Here is a 16,568-nt window from a genome sequence, read left to right on the forward strand (position 1 = left end):
GCTGCTGAGCTAACGGAGCTCGCCTTTTGAGATTAAGTTCGAAATGTACAAACTGTAAGACAGTTTGGGTTATGGGAAAGCCTGAAAATGCCAACAATGCGGAGGCGATATCTGTGCAAATTAACATGAGCTATCAATACATACCCGTAAGCAATCTTCAACAGTCAGCGGAGTGGTTCTCGGAACATCTGGGCTTTACACTAGCTGTAGAAGACCCTATTTGTCTGGAATTAAGAACGGAAACAGGAGTGAGAATATTCTTAATTCCAAACGACGAAGGCAGAGTTACATCGCATATGAATTACTCAAATGGTGTTCAAGCGACATATGGGTTTACTGTGTCCGATGATATTCCCTCACTTTACCAACAATTCAAAGATAAAGGTATCAAGGTTGGTAAATTAACCGACTATCAAGGATTGTCGTTTAAGTTTTACGACCCCGATGGAAATGCAATTGAGCTTTGGGGAGATTATCCTGAAGTTTAAACTGGTCGTCTTTGAACATGAGAATCAAAAAACCCTCCCTTCAAGCAAGAAGTCGGGAGGGTTTTTTGAGGCGTTTGATCTTTCAGCATCATGCTGTGACTGATTTAATATAACGCGCTCGCGCGACTGCTTAGCGCTATAATAGTTTTCCGCTCTGGAACTCAGATAACCTGCGCTTTTTCCTTGCTCTAGCATCTCTTTGTTCCAATCAGTCAACTGCATCCCTGCAACCGTCTCCGGATCGGTTCTGCCGGGGACTCCTTCTGAGTCCGGCAACGTATAAAGTGTTGCTCGCGTGATATCAGAGGCGACGTGGTCTCGCCTCAGTTCTTCAAAGAGCTTATCGTTTACCACCAGCAGTTTATTGCCCGAATTTCGGTCAGCTTCTTCTATGTAACGGCACTGACGCTGCTGATGCAGCATGAGCCGATTCAGCGGCTGTTTACGCCGCTTGGCAGCTTAGGCCGAATGGCTAGTAGAGAAAAGAAGCCCAAGCGGATCCGCTTGGGCTTCTTCCTTCCTATTGGGCATTAGTCTTGTAAATGAAACGGAACAGTGGCGACGACAACATCCTTGCGGGCCAGTAGCAGGGAACGAATCCGTAAAGCGGATTGGTTATGCAGCAGCTTATGCCACCACTTATGAGTGATAAATTGCGGGAGCAGCACGGTAATGACATGATTCTTGTCGTAATGATTGTCAATTCGGTCAATAAACTCAAGAAGCGGCCGGGATATCGTGCGATACCGTGAGACAAATACGACCAGCCGTACACCCGGATCCCACTGCTCCCACTTCTCCTCCATCTTCTTGGCCTCCTCCTCGGAGAAAGCTACATAGAAGGCTGCGATATTCGGCGTCAGGGTTTTGGCATACGCGATGGTGGATGCTACAACTTGATGAATGCCGGCAACGGGTATGATGACGACCGTTTCTTTTTTCACTAAGGGCTGGTCCATGTCCAGCTTCAGCTGCTTCGCTACATTCTCGTAGTGCTTGCTTATTTTGGTGATAACATAGAGCAGTACGGGCGTCAATATGACGACCAGCCACGCGCCTTCCGTGAACTTCGTTATACTGAAGATGATAACGACGACGAAGGTGACTAGAGCGCCGAACCCGTTAATGATCAGCTTCTTCACCCAGTTATGATTGCGTTCCCTGTACCATTTCAATACAAGTCCGACCTGGGACAAGGTAAACGACAAGAACACGCCGATGGCATAGAGAGGAATAAGCAGATCGGTTTGCCCCTGGAAAATAATAATCAGGCCGGTCGACAGAAGCCCTAATGTAATAATGCCGTAATTGAAAGCCAGACGGTCTCCGCGGTTGCTGAACATGCGCGGAAAATTCTTATCCTGCGCCATGATCGAGGACAGGATCGGAAATCCGTTGAAGCTGGTATTGGCGGCAAGTATCAGAATCAGCATCGTTGAAAGCTGAATAAGCAGATACATTCCTCCGCGGCCAAATGCGGTTTGCGCTACCATCGACAGTACGGTACTCGTTCCCGTAGGGTCGGGTTGGATGTTATAGGCCAGTGCAACAACGGTTACCCCGCCGAAAATGACGGCGAGCAATAATCCGAGCGTAACCATTGTCCGCTTCGCATTCTGCGCGGAAGGAGTCCGAAAGTGCGGCACGGCATTGGAAATCGCTTCGATTCCCGTTACGGCCGAGCAGCCGGACGAGAATGCTTTAAGCAATACAAACCATGTCAACCCTGTTGGAATGGCGGTCGGGAACGTAACGGCCTGGTTAATATCGCTTGCGCCGGTAATCCAATCGAACAAGCCTTTTCCGACGAGCGACAGCATGCAGAAGATGAACAAATAAGTGGGAAGGGCGAAGACACTCCCCGATTCCGACGTTCCCCGCAGGTTCATCCATACCATAAACCAGATGAATATAATCCCTATCGGAACCACATCCGGCGCTAGAGCCGGGTAGGCCGAGGTAAGAGCCAGAACTCCGGCGGATATCGACACGGCTACGGTTAAAGTATAGTCAATAAGCAGCGATACACCCGCTAAACGCCCCCATGTCATCCCCAGATTCTCTTTTGCCACCATATAGGCGCCTCCCCCTTGAGGGTAGGCCTCAATAACCTGCCGGTAGCTTAAGATTAAAGTTCCGATTAATAGAATAATGGCCAGAGCGACGGGTAAAGAAAAGGAAAATGCGAATGCTCCGACGGTCGCGAGTTCAAGAAGGATCTGCTCGGTTCCATATGCGACGGACGACAGGGCATCGGAAGATAATATCGGCAATGCCTTCCACATCGGCATCTTTTCGGCTTCCGCCTCGCTTGATTTGAGCGGTCGGCCGAGAAAAAGCCGTCTTAAAGCGTTGGTTGTCATCACTTTTTACCTCCACAACTTAACAACATGACTAGCTGCAGGATTCGCATTCACGTAAACTTTCAAGAATTGGGACGGCAAATAACCGTGGAATATGATCCCTCCTCACGGCTTCCTCAAACATCAACAAACAACCATGCGCAAAAAAGCATACCGGTACCTCCCTCTTGACGCTTACGAGGTTAGCTGTCGGATTCGGGCGTGAGAGTCGCCTTACATGTGCAAGACACATGATTCACCCCTGCAGGAAAAAGCAATTTCCCGCGATGGTTCCCCCGCTTCCAATCAGGAATTCAGCGATTTAACAATACAACTTATGAGATGAATCATACTCCTCATAAAAAGCAATTGCAAAGAACAATTGGTGAACATTCTCAGCCCATCCCTATTACCCCCTATTCCGCACAAATTAACTTGGCAGATATATGCTTCGACCCGGGTCCAGTCAGCAAACCCGACTTAAGGATGGTGAAAGATACACCCCTTGACGGTGCCGCCTGCCTGCGAACCCGGATACAATAAACTTGCAAATGTCGATCAGGGGGATTGGTTATGTATACCTTAAGCTTTAATTTAGAGATGATTTCGCTATTGTTTCTGGTTTTGTTCGCCTGGATCGGGGGAAGAAAAGCTTCCCGCCTTTCTTTCATCGACGCTGCCGAATCGGCACGCCGCAGACCGCGCAAGCTGCTTTCTTGGGCCGTATACGTCACATTAACCGCCGCTCTTGCTGCGGGAGCGAATATATTCATGGCCTACTCTCTTGCTTATGAGCCCCTTTTCTGGATCGACCGGCTGCTGCTGCACCTACCGCTAATTATCTTTCCCGTCATCGCGGTCTGGGCTCTGTCCATTCCCAAGCTGCAGCGGCTGCGACGTCTGGAGGCAAGCGCTGCAGCCGGAGACTGGTTAGCTTTCGAATGGACACTGCACGCAAGCAATCCGGCGCTGGCCGCACCTTTCAAATGGACGATGTGGGGCGGGCTGGCCGCGTTCTTTTTCAACTTCCGGCCGCCGTTTCCGTTCGAATGGGGTGGTGCCGGCATCCCGGTTCTGATCTTTCTCACTCTGTGCGGATGGAGCTGGTTCGTTCTTGCCAGACGTTCTGAGGCTTTAAGACAGGCCGGCGTACGTATCGCTCTTCGTCCGTTGTGGCAGCGTCTGCTGCGCCGGACGGCAACACTCACCGTCGTGGCTGCCATTACGGCGGTTCCATTCACTCTCGCGATGCAGAACAGCCGCCTTCCGGATTCGCTTGATATGATGAGCGGACCGGTTGATTACGGGAACGGCGCGGCTCCATCGGTACATGCCGGGCATTCGGCGCACGGAGGACATCCCGTTGATTCCGAAGACGAACCCGCAGTTGCGGCGCTATCGGTTGCCTCGCTTACCGGGCCCCGCGATGGTAAACCCGACCGCAGCATTACCTTGACCGCCGAGCGGAAAACGGTGAAGCTCAGCTCAGGCAAAGCGGTCGACGCTTGGACCTATAATGGTCAAATCCCAGGCCCGGAGCTTCGGTTCAAAGAAGGGGAACTGGTAGAGGTGACGCTCGTCAACAAAGATATCGAGGATGGCGCAACGATCCATTGGCATGGTCTGGACGTGCCGAATGCCGAGGACGGCGTAGCGGGTCTTACTCAGGATGCCGTCATGCCCGGGAAATCGCACACATACCGGTTTCGTGCGGAGCAGGTCGGCACCTTCTGGTACCACTCCCATCAGAATTCAAAGGAAGCGGTGAGCAAAGGTTTGTTTGGAGCGCTGGTCGTGGAGCCTGCAGATTCGGACGGCGATCAAAGCGAGGATATTACCGTTATCACTCACAACTGGGAGGGGGCGAGCATGACGATTGGCAGCTTTGATACTGTGCAGAAGAAGAACGTCGCACCCGGCACTCCGGTCCGAATGCGTTTGATCAATACCGACGACTGGGTGCGTCAGATATACGACCTGGCCGGTACGCCGTTTCGTGTAGCCGCTATTGACGGAACCGAATTGAATGAACCAGGAGAGCTGGAAAATGCGCGCCTCGTCCTTACGACCGGCGGCCGATATGATCTTACCTTTGTAATGCCTGAACATCCGGTATACTTGAGTGCCGGACACGGCGGTTCGATAGGCATGCTCCTTAGCCCAAACGGAGAAGGAGCCATTCCCGAAATCAAGCCCGTTTCCACATTTGATCCGCTCCATTACGGGCGTCCGGAGCGAGTTCACTTCGGGCCCGACTCTACGTATGACCAGGAATTTACGATGGTGATCGATAATAAGGTCGGTTTTTTCGACGGACAGTTCGATATGCTATATACGCTGGGCGGTGAAGTTTTCCCGAACACTCCTTCGCTTATGGTGCAGGAAGGCGAGCTGATCAAGACGACGATTATTAACCGGAGCGCTGTAGATCACCCGATGCATTTGCACGGCCATCATGTACTGGTCTTGTCCCGCAATGGGAAAGACGCCACGGGTTCGCCTTGGTGGTCGGATACGCTCGACGTACAGCCGGGTGACAGGTATGAGGTCGCCTTCGCCGCTGACAATCCCGGCTTGTGGATGGATCACTGCCACAATCTGCAGCATGCTGCCATTGGCATGACGATGCATTTGATGTACGAAGGCGTGAGTACGCCTTACCAGATTGGACGCGACTCCGGCAATCATCCGGAATAATTGAAAAGGGCCGCCCGCCTCCTGCAATGGAGGCGGGCGGCGTACCTGTGCCGAAGCGGTGCCTGAAACGGCGAGCGTTTATCGCTTGCCGCTCGATAGTTACGGTTACGACCGTCCTTCGATGCGGGGAGCGTTTATCGCTTGCCGCTCGATAGTTATGGTTACTACCGTCCTTCCATCGAACGGACCAGCTACGCGACTTTCCAGAACTGTGGAGTTTACATGCTTTTTAATAAAATTAACTGCCCGGAGAGATAATGTAAATGCATTAAGATAACTGTTGGCTTCTTCAAGCAAAGACGGGAGGTTATCGTTGACAAGCTTATTATTAAAGATCTTCGTTTGTCCAATCGCCGTAATTGTTTCCGCCTGGATCTTACCAAACGTTCGATATACAGCTTTGTATCAGCCCATCGTTGTAGGTTTAATATTGGCCGTAGTCGGTACAATGATGGAATACTGGCTTCTAAAGAAAGGTACAGTATCGACCAGCACATGGTTGGATTTTGCGGCATCGGTGCTCATTGTGTATTTTGTGTCCAATTGGTTCGCCGGTGCGATGGTCACGTTTTTTGGAGCAATCCTGATAGGGGCGCTTCTGGCGGTCACCGAGCTCTTCACACATCGTTGGCTCGTACGAAGCGGCAGAACAAGAAAAACGCCGGCATAATTTGCCCGGCGCAACAGCGGGGAGTCAACAACTAAACGCGCAGTGTTTACACGGTTGACCTTGTCGCTGCTTCATCCATTTCGGCGCTTCATGATTCTTCCAAGCCCCTGCCAAACCGCGCTCTTGTGCGGTTTTTTTATTTCAGGGGATGCTCCAGAACCGCCCAGGTTAATGCGGATAGAAGAATTGAAGCGATCAACATGGCAGCAAGAGGCCTCAGAGCTTTCGTCCGAAGGTCCCTAAAGCATACATTTAATCCTAGTCCAACCATTGCCATCATTAATGCAAACGTTGTTACGGCCGATATGCCGTTTATGAGGGCATCCGGAAGGATAATATGCTTCCCGAGTATGTAGCTGCCGATAAAACTCATGACCATAAATCCAATCAAAAACCAGGGAAATTCAATCTTTGAGCCCGCTTGAAGCTTTCCTGTCCGTTTCCTCCAGTACATCAGGATCATACAAACAGGAGCAAGCATGAATACCCGGCCAAGCTTGGACAGCAGGGCAACGGCCAGCGCGTCCTCTCCGGCGGGAGCCGCCGCCAAGGCGACATGTGCAATCTCATGCAAGCTTAATCCGGACCAAATCCCGTATGTAATGTCCGTCAATTCCATGTAAGGCCTCAATATCGTATAGGCAATCGCGAAGACGGATCCGACCAGAGCGATAATGCCTGCACTTATGGCCGTCTCTTCATCTTTCGCCTTCAGAATGGGCGATACGGCGGCAATGGCGGCCGCTCCGCAGACTCCGGTGCCGATCCCGAGCAGAAGCGAAAGGGTGAAATCTGCTTTGAGCCATTTTGCCAGTATTAAGGTAACCAGAATAGAGAAAATAATAACTCCCGCGTCGCGTACGAGCAGGCCGAGTCCTTCATGGACAACGACTTGGATATTGAGCTTCAAGCCATAGAGAATAATGGCAAGCCGCAGCAGCATTTTCGATGAAAACTGAATACCGGCGCGGACTCTTTCCGGATATCCGAAAATTTGACGGTAAGCCACAGCAATAATGATTGCACAAGCAAGCTGTCCTATATAAATAAATCCCGGTACAGCCATAAGTCCATAGCCCATTAACGCTATAATAAACGTAAAAATGATTCCGCCTGACACTGACCCCGCGGATGATGCCACCAGCCGTTCCTTGACGCTGACCGCTGGGCTTTTTGCTCGTGATTCCATCTCTCTTAACCTCATTAACCTTTCATGTTCAGACTGAAGTAGGCATGGTAATAATCAATTCCCCGGCCAGCTTGCCAAAGAGCTGCCCCGCCTGACTGGACTCATGAAACAGATAAGTACCCTCCATATACAATTCCGGACTTTCTTCATAGGAGGGCTCGAGCGGAATGCTGGAAAGCAGCTTCGTATTCAGCTGGCCGGCTAACCGTTCCCCTCCCTTTGTTCCGAATATATGTTTCCTCTTCCCATCGATCATCATGTATGACATATTCTCAACGACGCCTACTACTTCATGCTTGGTTTTTCTCGCTAACTCACCCGCCCTGACTGCTACATGAAGCGCATTGATATGAGGTGTCGTCACGATAATCTCCTTGCTTTGCGGCAGGATGGCATGCAGATCCAAAGGAACGTCCCCTGTCCCCGGAGGCAGATCTATCAACATGTAGTCCAGGTCGCCCCATTTCACGAGAGTAAAAAAAGTCCGCAGCATTTTGCCCAATTGAGGACCTCGCCAAACAACCGGAGCATTGTCTTCGCTGAAAAAACCCATTGAAGCGACCTTCACCCCGGATGCCTCAACAGGAATGATCATTTCTCCGTCCAATGAAGGACGCTCCCGTATTCCCATTATCGCGGGTATGCTGTAGCCGTATATATCCGCGTCCAGCAGGCCGACCTTCTTCCCCTTTCCCGCCAGCGCTCTCGCCAAATTAGCCGTTACCGTCGATTTGCCGACACCGCCCTTGCCGCTGGCGATGGTGAGAAAGATCGTATCCTTGCCAGGAACAGGCACAGGCTCCGCCGGCGTTTTGTGCATGGTCCCAATGTGCGGCGGACCGGGACGTTCGCGGACGACCGGCGCTCTGAACCGGATGTGAACGCGGTCTATGCCCATCCCCAGCAATGCGCTTGAGGCCTCTTCCCTGATCCGGCCGACGGCAGCCTCATTGGAATCGGACATCGCCATCGTCATATATACATCCTTTTCTTTAATCACCACGTCCGTCACCAAATTCAGCTCCGTCATGCTGCGTTTCGATTCCGGTTCCACCAGGTGGCCCAAAGCATCCAATACGGCTTGTTTCGATAACATTGCGGCACCCCATTCCTCCCGAATGTCCTTCATTCTCTGTGCTAGATCGCGGCTTTGGTGTGGTCGGCATCAAGTCCCATAAAACCGTATATTTGGGCCCGAATATGCAAGAAGTCCTGACTCGTTCGGCTCCGCGGCCTTGCGATCGGGACAGACACAACCTCCTTGACACGGCCTGGGCGCGCAGCCATAATCACGATCCGGTCGGCCAGATACAAGGCTTCCTCCACATCGTGAGTAACGAAGATGACCGTAATCTTCTCGAGCTGCCATATTCTCATTAATTCTTCCTGCATCTTAAGGCGGGTCAGGGCATCCAGAGCGCCGAACGGTTCATCCATCAGCAGTACGTCCGGCTGCAGGCAAAGTGACCGGGCAATGGCAACCCGCTGCTTCATTCCGCCGGATATTTGTTCCGGATACAAACTCTCCGCGTGTGAGAGCTCCATCAGATTCAAATAATAATCGGATATTTCCTTACGCTCCCGTCTTGGAACCTTCTTCAGCTCCAAACCGAATTGAATGTTCTGGCGTACCGTTCTCCAGGGAAACAGGCCGTAATCCTGGAAGACAAAGCCTCTGCTCGGATCCGGCCCCGTTACGGGAATTCCGCCGCACAGGATTTGGCCGGCACCGGTATGTTCAATGCCCGCAATCAAGCGGAGGAGTGTGCTTTTGCCGCAGCCCGACGGCCCGAGCAGGCACAGAAATTCCCCGTGTATGACGGTCTCGGAAACAAGCTGCAGCGCCTGAACCTGAACATCCGAGCCCAATTGATAGCTCTTGGAGACACCCATGATTTTCACTTCCATCGCTCGTCACCGCCCTTCCATTCAAACGTTCTTCCACTTGACGAAAATCTTCTCGAACAGCCGGACCAAGGCGGAGAAGAGAAAGCCGAGTACGCCGATCGTGAACATACCGACGATCGAATCGTCATACTGCATCAGCTGATAGGCTTCCCATGTATAATAGCCGACGCCGTATTGTCCGGCCATCATCTCGGCAGTGATGACGCCCATCCATGAGGCTCCCACGCCAACGGTAAGCGCAGAAAAAATTTCCGGCGCGGCAGCCGGAAGGTAGACCATCCATACCGCCTTTCCAGGCGGACAGCCTAAACATTTGGATGCGTTGATCAGTGTGGGGGAAACCCGCTTGATGGCGCTGCGCGTGGTAATCAAGATGGGGAAGAAGGCGCCGATATACGTAATAAACACAATGCCCCCTTCGATTGTATTGAAAAGCAGCATGGCAATCGGCAAAAACGCGATAAGCGGTATAGGTCTGAATATTTCAAAAGTCGGGAACATCGAATTGTTTGCCCTTGCCGACAGTCCAAGCCAAATACCCATCAGTACGCCGGAGACCAGACCAAGCACAATCCCGAGCGAGACCCGGTAGACGCTGTACATAATATTGACGTAATAATTGGTGCTCATGGCGACCTCCTGCCATTTCCGCAGAACCTCCATCGGGGTAGGCAGGTTGCCAAACTGCAGGGGCCACATGACGTTTAAAGTGGAGAGAATATGCCAAACCGCCAAAAATACGGCAACCGATCCGACCCGCAGCATATAGCTTTTCGTGTTATCAAACAGCAGCCGATGAACCTTTCGTTCTCTGATTTCCCGTCGACCCAAAGACGCAATGTTGTCCTCTTCTTTCACAACTGTCGATACTCCAACGGATTCCATGCTCCACTCCTCCGTCCTTTAATGGTTTAGTACTCCATTCCGGCGATGTAGTCCGATTTACGCTGTTCTTCCGTCAAATATGGCCGTTTTAACGATGCCGCCGCTTCTTCCAGGTACGTGGTATTAATGAACGTCTTCAGGTCCAGATCCTCCTCGAGCTTTCCCAAAGAGCGCAGAAAAGCAATACTTCCCTCCAACGTTTTCAGGTCGCGGTCATAAACCGCTGCATCGAATCGGATCGACTTGGTCATCTCCTTGCAAACTTCAAGGGGAAAGCCGCTCTCCCGCTCGAAGATTTGCGCCGCCTCGTCCGGAGATTTCACTATGAACGCATGACTTTCAATCAATGCTTTCATGAATGCGATGGTGTATGCTTTATTGCCTTGAACCCAATCCTGGTTCGCTACGATCCCATCGAGGTAATCGATATTCGTTTGCGCTCCGTCATACAATATTTTGCCTGCGCCTTTCTGGACGGCCAAGCCGGGGTAAGGCTCCCAGGTGGCATGGGCGGCGATTTTATTCTGCTCGATGCTCTGCATGCCGACCGTCACGCCCTGATCGACAATTTTGACCTTATCCAGAAGGCCATTCAGTCTCAGAGCATCAAGAAGCATGCGGTGCGCGCTGCTCCCGATCGGCGTCGATACGGTATGACCGGCCAAATCCTTAATATCCTTTATGCCACTTTCCTTCGGGACGATGATGGCTTGATTCCGGCCCATAACCCCTTTCCCGTCGAATGCCAGGAACACCGAATGATAATTGGACTGCGTCAAACCCTTAACACCGTTAAGAAGCAGAGGCATATCGCCCATGAAAGCGAGCTGGATTTTACCGCCGATCATATTGTTGTTAAGGACGGTTCCAGCCGAAGCGTCGAACCATTCCACATCAAAGGACGTATCCGGCTCGGCCTCCTTTAAATACTTTTCAAATATTTTTTTGTCTTTCATTATAAGCGCGCCCCATGTTTGGGCGGTCGGACTTTGATAACCGATCGTTATTTTAACCGTCTTGGCAGGGCTGCCGCCCGCACTTGAAGCAGCCGGATTATCACCCAAACTCCCGTCTGGCTTTACGCAGCCCTCCAGTGCCAACAGTATCAGCAGGAATAAAGCGATGATGGCGGATTTTCTGGGCATGAATCGTCGTCCCCCCCCTTATCGGCGCCACCGCCGGCGGATTCCTGCCGGCGGTTCGGCCTGCAGCCGTTACCTGACCAAATACGGAATATTTACCGTGACCGCATCGACCGGACAATCCACCTCGCAAGGCGTGCAGTACCAGCATTCATCGTATTTCATATACGCTTTTTTATTTTCATCGAGCGCAAGAATGCCCATTGGGCATACTTGAACACAAATGTCGCAGCCGATGCATTTGTCCTTATCGATAATGACTCCCGCTTCGACACGCTGCGAAATGACATTGGTGGACCAATTATTCATTTACGACCAACTCCTGTCTCAGAATGTAGAGAGGCAGTTCCTTCGTGCCAAGCGTCATCTCTCCATTCGCACCGCGCCTCAGAATAACCCGCTTCAACCAGTTTTTATCATCCCTCTCCGGATGATCCAGGTAATAGTGGTAAAATCCCCAGCGGCTTTCTTTTCTGAAAAGCGATGCCCTTGCCATCATCTCCGCACAATCGACGATGCTGTGCACCTCGAGCGCTCTGCCCAGCTCGTGAGGATCCCTCGCGCCGAGCTGCTTGAGATCGACCTTGCGGAAATGCTCAATCTTCTCCAGAGCCATCTCCATCTTGTTCGTGATCTTGGGCGGCATCAAATACTGGGTGACAATGCGGCGGATTTTCGTCTCCACCTGCTGATGAGGCACTCCACCCGGATTGCCGAGCGGCGCGTAAATCCTCTCCCGCTCCGCTTCGATCTGGGCAGGATCGGGCTCGTATTCCGTTTGGGTCCGCGCGAACCTTGCAGCGTTCTCGCCGGCAATTTTGCCAAAGGTAAGTGCCCCGAGCAGGTATTGATGAGGCACGCACGCCATGTCGCCGGCGGCGTACAAGCCTTTAAGCGACGTCTCCGCTTCATGGTTGACAAGCACCCCCGAGGCGCTGTGCCCGCTGCAAAGCCCCACCTCGGAAAAGTGAAGCTCTACCATTTGGTCGCGGTAATCGAGCCCCCGGTTCTGGTGGAACCGCTCGCGGCTCGGACGTTCATTCTGGTGCAGGATGTCTTCTATTTTCGATATGACACTGTCATCCAGATGGCTCATCCGCAGGAATAACGGCCATTGGCCTTTGTTGGCCATCTTCCACATATTCATGATGAGCTCCCCGCTCCAGTAATCGCAGCCGGTGACGCGTTCCCCTTTGGCATTCGCCGTATAACCGCCGAAGGGTCCGGCCACATAAGCGCAAGCGGGTCCGTTATAATCCTTCATCGTCGGGTTGATCTGATAGCATTCGATGCCTGTCAGTTCGGCCCCCGCATGATAGGCCATCACAAACCCTTCACCTGTATTGGTCGGATTCTCATAGGTGCTGTACAAATAACCGGAATCCGTCGTTCCCATTCGGCCCGCTGCTCCGGTGGTGCAAACGACCGCTTTCGCACGAACGATAATAAAATCTCCGTTCATCACATCTACTCCGAGCGCGCCGATTACCTGGTCGCCCTTGGTAAGCAGCCTTGTCGCCATGACCCGGTTGACGACCTTGCACCGGCTCTTCTTGACGTGCTTGGCAAGGATTTGCTTGAGATCGCTCGCCTTGGGCATAGGAAGCACGTACCTGCCTTTCCGGTGTACCCGGTAAACCTGAAAGTCTCCGTGCTCATCCTTTTCAAAATCCACCCCCCATGAATCGAGCAGCTTGATGATCTCATAGCACTCGGACGCTTGCCGGTAAACGGCGCGTTGATCGATGATACCGTCATTCGAATCGGTAATCTCCTGCGTATACTCTTCCGGCGTCGCCTTGCCCGGCACGATGGCATTGTTCAAACCGTCCATCCCCATGCAGATCGCTCCGCTGCGGCGAATATCCGCTTTATCGAGGACAAGAACTTCAGCATCGGGATTTTCCTGCTTTGCCTTGATTGCCGCCATTGTTCCGGCCGTCCCCCCGCCAATGATAAGGACATCCGTTTCATATTCACGTGTATTGATCATTTCCGCGCCTCCTTGTTTCATAGATGGATTAAGGAAGTTCCTTATTTCGACTGTAGCACCCGCTCATATTTGATGTCAATTAGCATAACATATGATGGTATATATATGATGATCAATGATGAATATCGACGAATATTTCCACATAATGTAATTATAAATGTTATATTTCTTGACATATAATTGACACATAAATCATCGCTAAATTAATATAGATTATAGGAAGTTTGATTTCAGTCTAACGGGGCGATGGACATGTTAGATAAGCGGTTAAACTTATTGACATTGCAGGAAGCAATGGATCTGCTCGAAGTAAGCCGGTCGACGCTTGACCGTTGGCGGAAGCAGCAGCGGATGCCTTTCGTCAAGATCGGAAAAGAAATATACTTTCACAAAGAAGACGTTCAGCTGTGGATTCGTTCCCACTCCCGTATCCTGGATCCGGCTGCTCAAAGAGCCGGCCAGGAGCCGTGCAACGAAACGATTACGATCGGCTACCAAAGCGGCACGGCGCATATGTGGAGCGCACTGATCGTGAAGGAAATGCGTTTGTTCGAGGAAGAAATCGCCGCTGCCGAGCCTTCCCGCCCGTATACGGTTCGGTGGCACGATGCCGCAAACGGTCTGGAGCTTGTCGAGGGCATGATCGCCGGCAGCATTCAGCTTGCCTCTCTAGGCGACTACCCTATTATTGTCAGTCTGCAGCTTGCCCAAATGCTACCAAATTTCAGACCGGTTCTCCTTGCTTTCGATGGAAAAACAACCTGCAGCAAAGGGATTTCGATCGTCGTGCCCAGAGGTTCCTCCATCCGCACTTCAACCGATCTCTCCGATCAGACCATATCCACTGTTGTAAACTCGAGCGCAGGGCATCGTTTAAAGCGCCTGCTCACTTCATTGGAAACTCAGCACATCCACATTATTCACCGGGAGATGAACGACAGCCTTGACAGCATTACACTGCAGCATGTAGGCGCGAGCGCTATGTGGGAGCCTTATGTCAGCTTGGCTCGTCTGCAGGGTGCGGAATCGATTTACTTTGACCAAGAATGGAATGACGATTATTTGACCGGGCTGGTCGCTCAAGACCGCTGGATGCAAGCCAACGACTGGGCAGTAACCGCGTATTTAAAGGCGCATTTGCGGGCCCATCAGGTCATGCGCTGCTTTCCCGTCAAGGCCGCGAAAATCATTTCCCGCTCGACCGGCTTCCCGCTCGAGATGGTTGCCAATCTGTGTTCTGAGGTCCGATGGGACGCAGCCGCTTATACAAAGGATTTGAAGACGCTCTGCAACCTGGCGGAAAACAATGTTACGAGCACCTTGAATTTTCGGGGGGACTATCTGGAGGAGGCCGCGAAGCAGCTCAAGCTCCCCTCCTTGCTCAATAAGCCCATGGAGGGGAATTGGTCCTTTTCTTTACTGTACTAACAATCGAGGTATATCACCTTCTGTCAAAACAAAACTTACCTCAGCGCCGGCTGAGGTAAGTTTAAACGTGCTGCATATTTGCTTACTGGTTTTCCATTGTCAGAAAATCGTTATCATAACCACGGACATAGGAGGAAGAACGACGGCAAACCCTTCGTCAGTCAAAGCCACTCCGGTAAAATCAGACGGCTTAACAGTATCAGGCTGTTCAAAAGTATTGTGCGCACGCATATCCCCAGCCGTTAAAATTACTCCGGAGACGGCGGCTCTTGCCGGCCTTCCGCGCAATTCCACATTCACATCGGCTTCATCCCGGGGACTGATATTGCACAAGCTTACATGAATTTCCCCTGCCGGATTCCTCGACGCCGACACACTTACCTGAGGCAGCTGCTCTCCATGATGCGCGTACTTGGCGCTCTCTAGACGGATATCGAGCCGCTGCGCATCCTGATGCACTTTATACATTTCAAACACATAATAAGTCGGGGTGACAATCATCTTCTCTCCTTCGGTTAGAATCATTGCCTGAAGCACATTTACCGTTTGGGCGATGTTGGCCATCTGTACCCGGTCATTATGATTATTAAATATATTCAGAGTAATGCCGGCCACCAGTGCATCACGCAGAGTGTTTTGCTGATATAAAAATAAGGGGTTCGTTCCGGGCTCCGGGTCATACCAGGTTCCCCACTCATCTACGATCATCCCTACTCGCTTATCCGGATCATATTGATCCATAATCGCTGCATGCCTTGTGATGAGTTCATCCATCAGCAGAGCCTTTTTCATGGTAATAAACCATTCATCTTCCGAGAATTCAGTTGCCGAACCTTTCTGCTCCCATGTACCGGTAACCGTATAATAATGCAAGCTCAAGCCTTGCATGAGATTCGCTGCTTCACGCATTAGCACCTCGGTGAATCGATAGTCGGTGTCATGGGCTCCGCTGGCAATCTTATAGATGACATTATCCCCATAATTATGGATGAACGTTTGGTATCGCCGATAAAGATCCGCGGAATACTCCGGCCGCATATTCCCCCCGCAGCCCCACGTTTCATTGCCCACTGCAACGTATTTCACCCGCCACGGCAGAGCTCTGCCGTTAGCTCTCCGCAGCAGCGCAATCGAAGATTCCTCCGGGCATGTCATATACTCGATCCATTCCTGCATTTCTTGTACCGTACCGCTTCCCACATTAGCGCTGATATAAGGCTCGCATTCCAGCATCTCGCATAACCGCATAAATTCATGCGTCCCGAATTGATTGGTTTCAATAACCTGACCCCAGAAAACGTTAATCGTTCGTTTACGATACTCCCGCGGCCCGATACCATCCTTCCAATGGTAAGAATCCGCAAAGCATCCGCCAGGCCAGCGCAAAACCGGAATATTGATTCTTCTCAGCGCTTCCACCACATCGTTTCGAATGCCGTACGTGTTGGGAATCGGTGAATTTTCGCCTACCCAGATTCCCTCATATATACCTCTGCCCAGATGCTCGGCGAAATGACCGTAAATATTTCTATTAATTTGGCCTGCCTCAATATCAGTGTTAATGACCAAAGTATGATCTGATGATCTCGCAGCTGTTGATGCCGGCAGCGGGATATTCACTTGTCTCCCGGCGATATTCCGATCGGGGTCAGCTATATGCGGATTCGAAGAAATAAGCTCCTCAATACGGAGATGGTGTCTACTTGCGATTGATTGCAGCGTATCTTCATGATCCGCGATATAGATTCTTATCATCGTATCCCACCATTCGTTGAAATAATGTAGAAGTTTCAGAATTCCTTACTTTAATGGGTATGACCGCGTAT

Annotated in this window: 14 protein-coding genes and 1 riboswitch; of the genes, 5 read left to right on the forward strand and 9 right to left on the reverse strand. The window is 51.4% G+C overall.

All coding sequences use genetic code 11. From position 1 onward, the window contains the following. The first annotated feature begins 71 nt into the window (after positions 1 to 71). Both KZ483_RS27945 and KZ483_RS27950 read left to right on the forward strand, forming a co-directional pair. Positions 72 to 488, forward strand: a complete 417-nt coding sequence (locus tag KZ483_RS27945; RefSeq protein WP_220350739.1) for a VOC family protein — start codon at positions 72 to 74, stop codon at positions 486 to 488. Between the two features lie 312 nt (positions 489 to 800). Then, on the forward strand, positions 801 to 1,022 hold the full coding sequence (locus tag KZ483_RS27950) for a DUF418 domain-containing protein (protein ID WP_220350740.1): 222 nt from the start codon (positions 801 to 803) through the stop codon (positions 1,020 to 1,022). Here the strand turns inward: KZ483_RS27950 and KZ483_RS27955 are convergent. Then, positions 1,019 to 2,851 carry an APC family permease gene (locus tag KZ483_RS27955; protein ID WP_220353740.1) on the reverse strand — a complete coding sequence of 611 codons (1,833 nt, stop codon included), beginning with the start codon at positions 2,849 to 2,851 and terminating at the stop codon, positions 1,019 to 1,021. The two genes, KZ483_RS27950 and KZ483_RS27955, sit on opposite strands and share 4 nt — an antisense overlap. Before the next feature lie 155 nt (positions 2,852 to 3,006). Beyond that, a riboswitch (cyclic di-AMP (ydaO/yuaA leader) is annotated at positions 3,007 to 3,160 on the reverse strand. A gap of 243 nt (positions 3,161 to 3,403) precedes the next feature. Between KZ483_RS27955 and KZ483_RS27960 the strand changes: the two genes are divergently transcribed. Together KZ483_RS27960 and KZ483_RS27965 are read left to right on the forward strand one after the other, a co-directional pair. After that, complete coding sequence (locus KZ483_RS27960; protein ID WP_220350741.1) at positions 3,404 to 5,527, forward strand: multicopper oxidase family protein; 2,124 nt, start codon at positions 3,404 to 3,406, stop codon at positions 5,525 to 5,527. 313 nt (positions 5,528 to 5,840) lie between these two features. Beyond that, entirely contained in the window at positions 5,841 to 6,197 is a 357-nt protein-coding gene (locus tag KZ483_RS27965) for a hypothetical protein (protein ID WP_220350742.1), read from the forward strand. A 136-nt stretch (positions 6,198 to 6,333) separates the two neighbouring features. Here the strand turns inward: KZ483_RS27965 and KZ483_RS27970 are convergent, their stop codons facing one another. The 7 genes from KZ483_RS27970 to KZ483_RS28000 all read right to left on the reverse strand — a co-directional run bounded on the left by KZ483_RS27970 (position 6,334) and on the right by KZ483_RS28000 (position 13,314). Further along, a complete protein-coding gene (locus KZ483_RS27970; RefSeq protein WP_220350743.1) occupies positions 6,334 to 7,386 on the reverse strand; it encodes a YeiH family protein in 1,053 nt (350 codons plus the stop codon). A gap of 28 nt (positions 7,387 to 7,414) precedes the next feature. Continuing rightward, entirely contained in the window at positions 7,415 to 8,482 is a 1,068-nt protein-coding gene (locus tag KZ483_RS27975) for an Mrp/NBP35 family ATP-binding protein (RefSeq protein WP_220350744.1), read from the reverse strand. 41 nt (positions 8,483 to 8,523) lie between these two features. Beyond that, positions 8,524 to 9,294, reverse strand: coding sequence for an ABC transporter ATP-binding protein (locus tag KZ483_RS27980; protein WP_220350745.1), 771 nt, complete (start codon positions 9,292 to 9,294; stop codon positions 8,524 to 8,526). A 21-nt stretch (positions 9,295 to 9,315) separates the two neighbouring features. Further along, positions 9,316 to 10,179 (reverse strand): ABC transporter permease, encoded by an 864-nt coding sequence (locus KZ483_RS27985; RefSeq protein ID WP_258881469.1) that lies wholly within the window; start codon positions 10,177 to 10,179, stop codon positions 9,316 to 9,318. 26 nt (positions 10,180 to 10,205) lie between these two features. Then, entirely contained in the window at positions 10,206 to 11,324 is a 1,119-nt protein-coding gene (locus tag KZ483_RS27990; protein ID WP_220350746.1) for an ABC transporter substrate-binding protein, read from the reverse strand. 69 nt (positions 11,325 to 11,393) lie between these two features. Continuing rightward, positions 11,394 to 11,630: a 4Fe-4S dicluster domain-containing protein gene (locus tag KZ483_RS27995; protein ID WP_220350747.1), complete on the reverse strand. Its 237-nt coding sequence runs from the start codon at positions 11,628 to 11,630 to the stop codon at positions 11,394 to 11,396. Beyond that, positions 11,623 to 13,314 carry a fumarate reductase/succinate dehydrogenase flavoprotein subunit gene (locus KZ483_RS28000; protein ID WP_258881470.1) on the reverse strand — a complete coding sequence of 564 codons (1,692 nt, stop codon included), beginning with the start codon at positions 13,312 to 13,314 and terminating at the stop codon, positions 11,623 to 11,625. Before KZ483_RS28000 ends, KZ483_RS27995 begins: the two co-directional genes overlap by 8 nt. Positions 13,315 to 13,560: 246 nt before the next feature. Here KZ483_RS28000 and KZ483_RS28005 point away from each other — a divergent pair, with 246 nt between their 5' ends. Beyond that, on the forward strand, positions 13,561 to 14,742 hold the full coding sequence (locus tag KZ483_RS28005) for a helix-turn-helix domain-containing protein (protein ID WP_220350748.1): 1,182 nt from the start codon (positions 13,561 to 13,563) through the stop codon (positions 14,740 to 14,742). A 99-nt stretch (positions 14,743 to 14,841) separates the two neighbouring features. Here the strand turns inward: KZ483_RS28005 and KZ483_RS28010 are convergent, their stop codons facing one another. Beyond that, entirely contained in the window at positions 14,842 to 16,497 is a 1,656-nt protein-coding gene (locus KZ483_RS28010) for an alpha-L-arabinofuranosidase C-terminal domain-containing protein (protein ID WP_220350749.1), read from the reverse strand. Between the last annotated feature and the right edge of the window lie 71 nt (positions 16,498 to 16,568).

It is taken from the genome of Paenibacillus sp. sptzw28, from assembly GCF_019550795.1.
Classification (GTDB): Bacteria; Bacillota; Bacilli; order Paenibacillales; family Paenibacillaceae; genus Paenibacillus_Z.

What these genes read in the sequence shown, in the direction of transcription:
- KZ483_RS28010 (WP_220350749.1), bottom strand. Translation starts at nt 16,497, where the DNA reads ATGATAAGAATCTATATCGCGGATCATGAAGATACGCTGCAATCAATC.
- KZ483_RS27980 (WP_220350745.1), bottom strand. Translation starts at nt 9,294, where the DNA reads ATGGAAGTGAAAATCATGGGTGTCTCCAAGAGCTATCAATTGGGCTCG.
- KZ483_RS27955 (WP_220353740.1), bottom strand. Translation starts at nt 2,851, where the DNA reads ATGACAACCAACGCTTTAAGACGGCTTTTTCTCGGCCGACCGCTCAAA.
- KZ483_RS27995 (WP_220350747.1), bottom strand. Translation starts at nt 11,630, where the DNA reads ATGAATAATTGGTCCACCAATGTCATTTCGCAGCGTGTCGAAGCGGGA.
- KZ483_RS27970 (WP_220350743.1), bottom strand. Translation starts at nt 7,386, where the DNA reads ATGGAATCACGAGCAAAAAGCCCAGCGGTCAGCGTCAAGGAACGGCTG.
- KZ483_RS27960 (WP_220350741.1), top strand. Translation starts at nt 3,404, where the DNA reads ATGTATACCTTAAGCTTTAATTTAGAGATGATTTCGCTATTGTTTCTG.
- KZ483_RS27975 (WP_220350744.1), bottom strand. Translation starts at nt 8,482, where the DNA reads ATGTTATCGAAACAAGCCGTATTGGATGCTTTGGGCCACCTGGTGGAA.
- KZ483_RS28005 (WP_220350748.1), top strand. Translation starts at nt 13,561, where the DNA reads ATGGACATGTTAGATAAGCGGTTAAACTTATTGACATTGCAGGAAGCA.
- KZ483_RS27990 (WP_220350746.1), bottom strand. Translation starts at nt 11,324, where the DNA reads ATGCCCAGAAAATCCGCCATCATCGCTTTATTCCTGCTGATACTGTTG.
- KZ483_RS27945 (WP_220350739.1), top strand. Translation starts at nt 72, where the DNA reads ATGGGAAAGCCTGAAAATGCCAACAATGCGGAGGCGATATCTGTGCAA.
- KZ483_RS28000 (WP_258881470.1), bottom strand. Translation starts at nt 13,314, where the DNA reads ATGATCAATACACGTGAATATGAAACGGATGTCCTTATCATTGGCGGG.
- KZ483_RS27985 (WP_258881469.1), bottom strand. Translation starts at nt 10,179, where the DNA reads ATGGAATCCGTTGGAGTATCGACAGTTGTGAAAGAAGAGGACAACATT.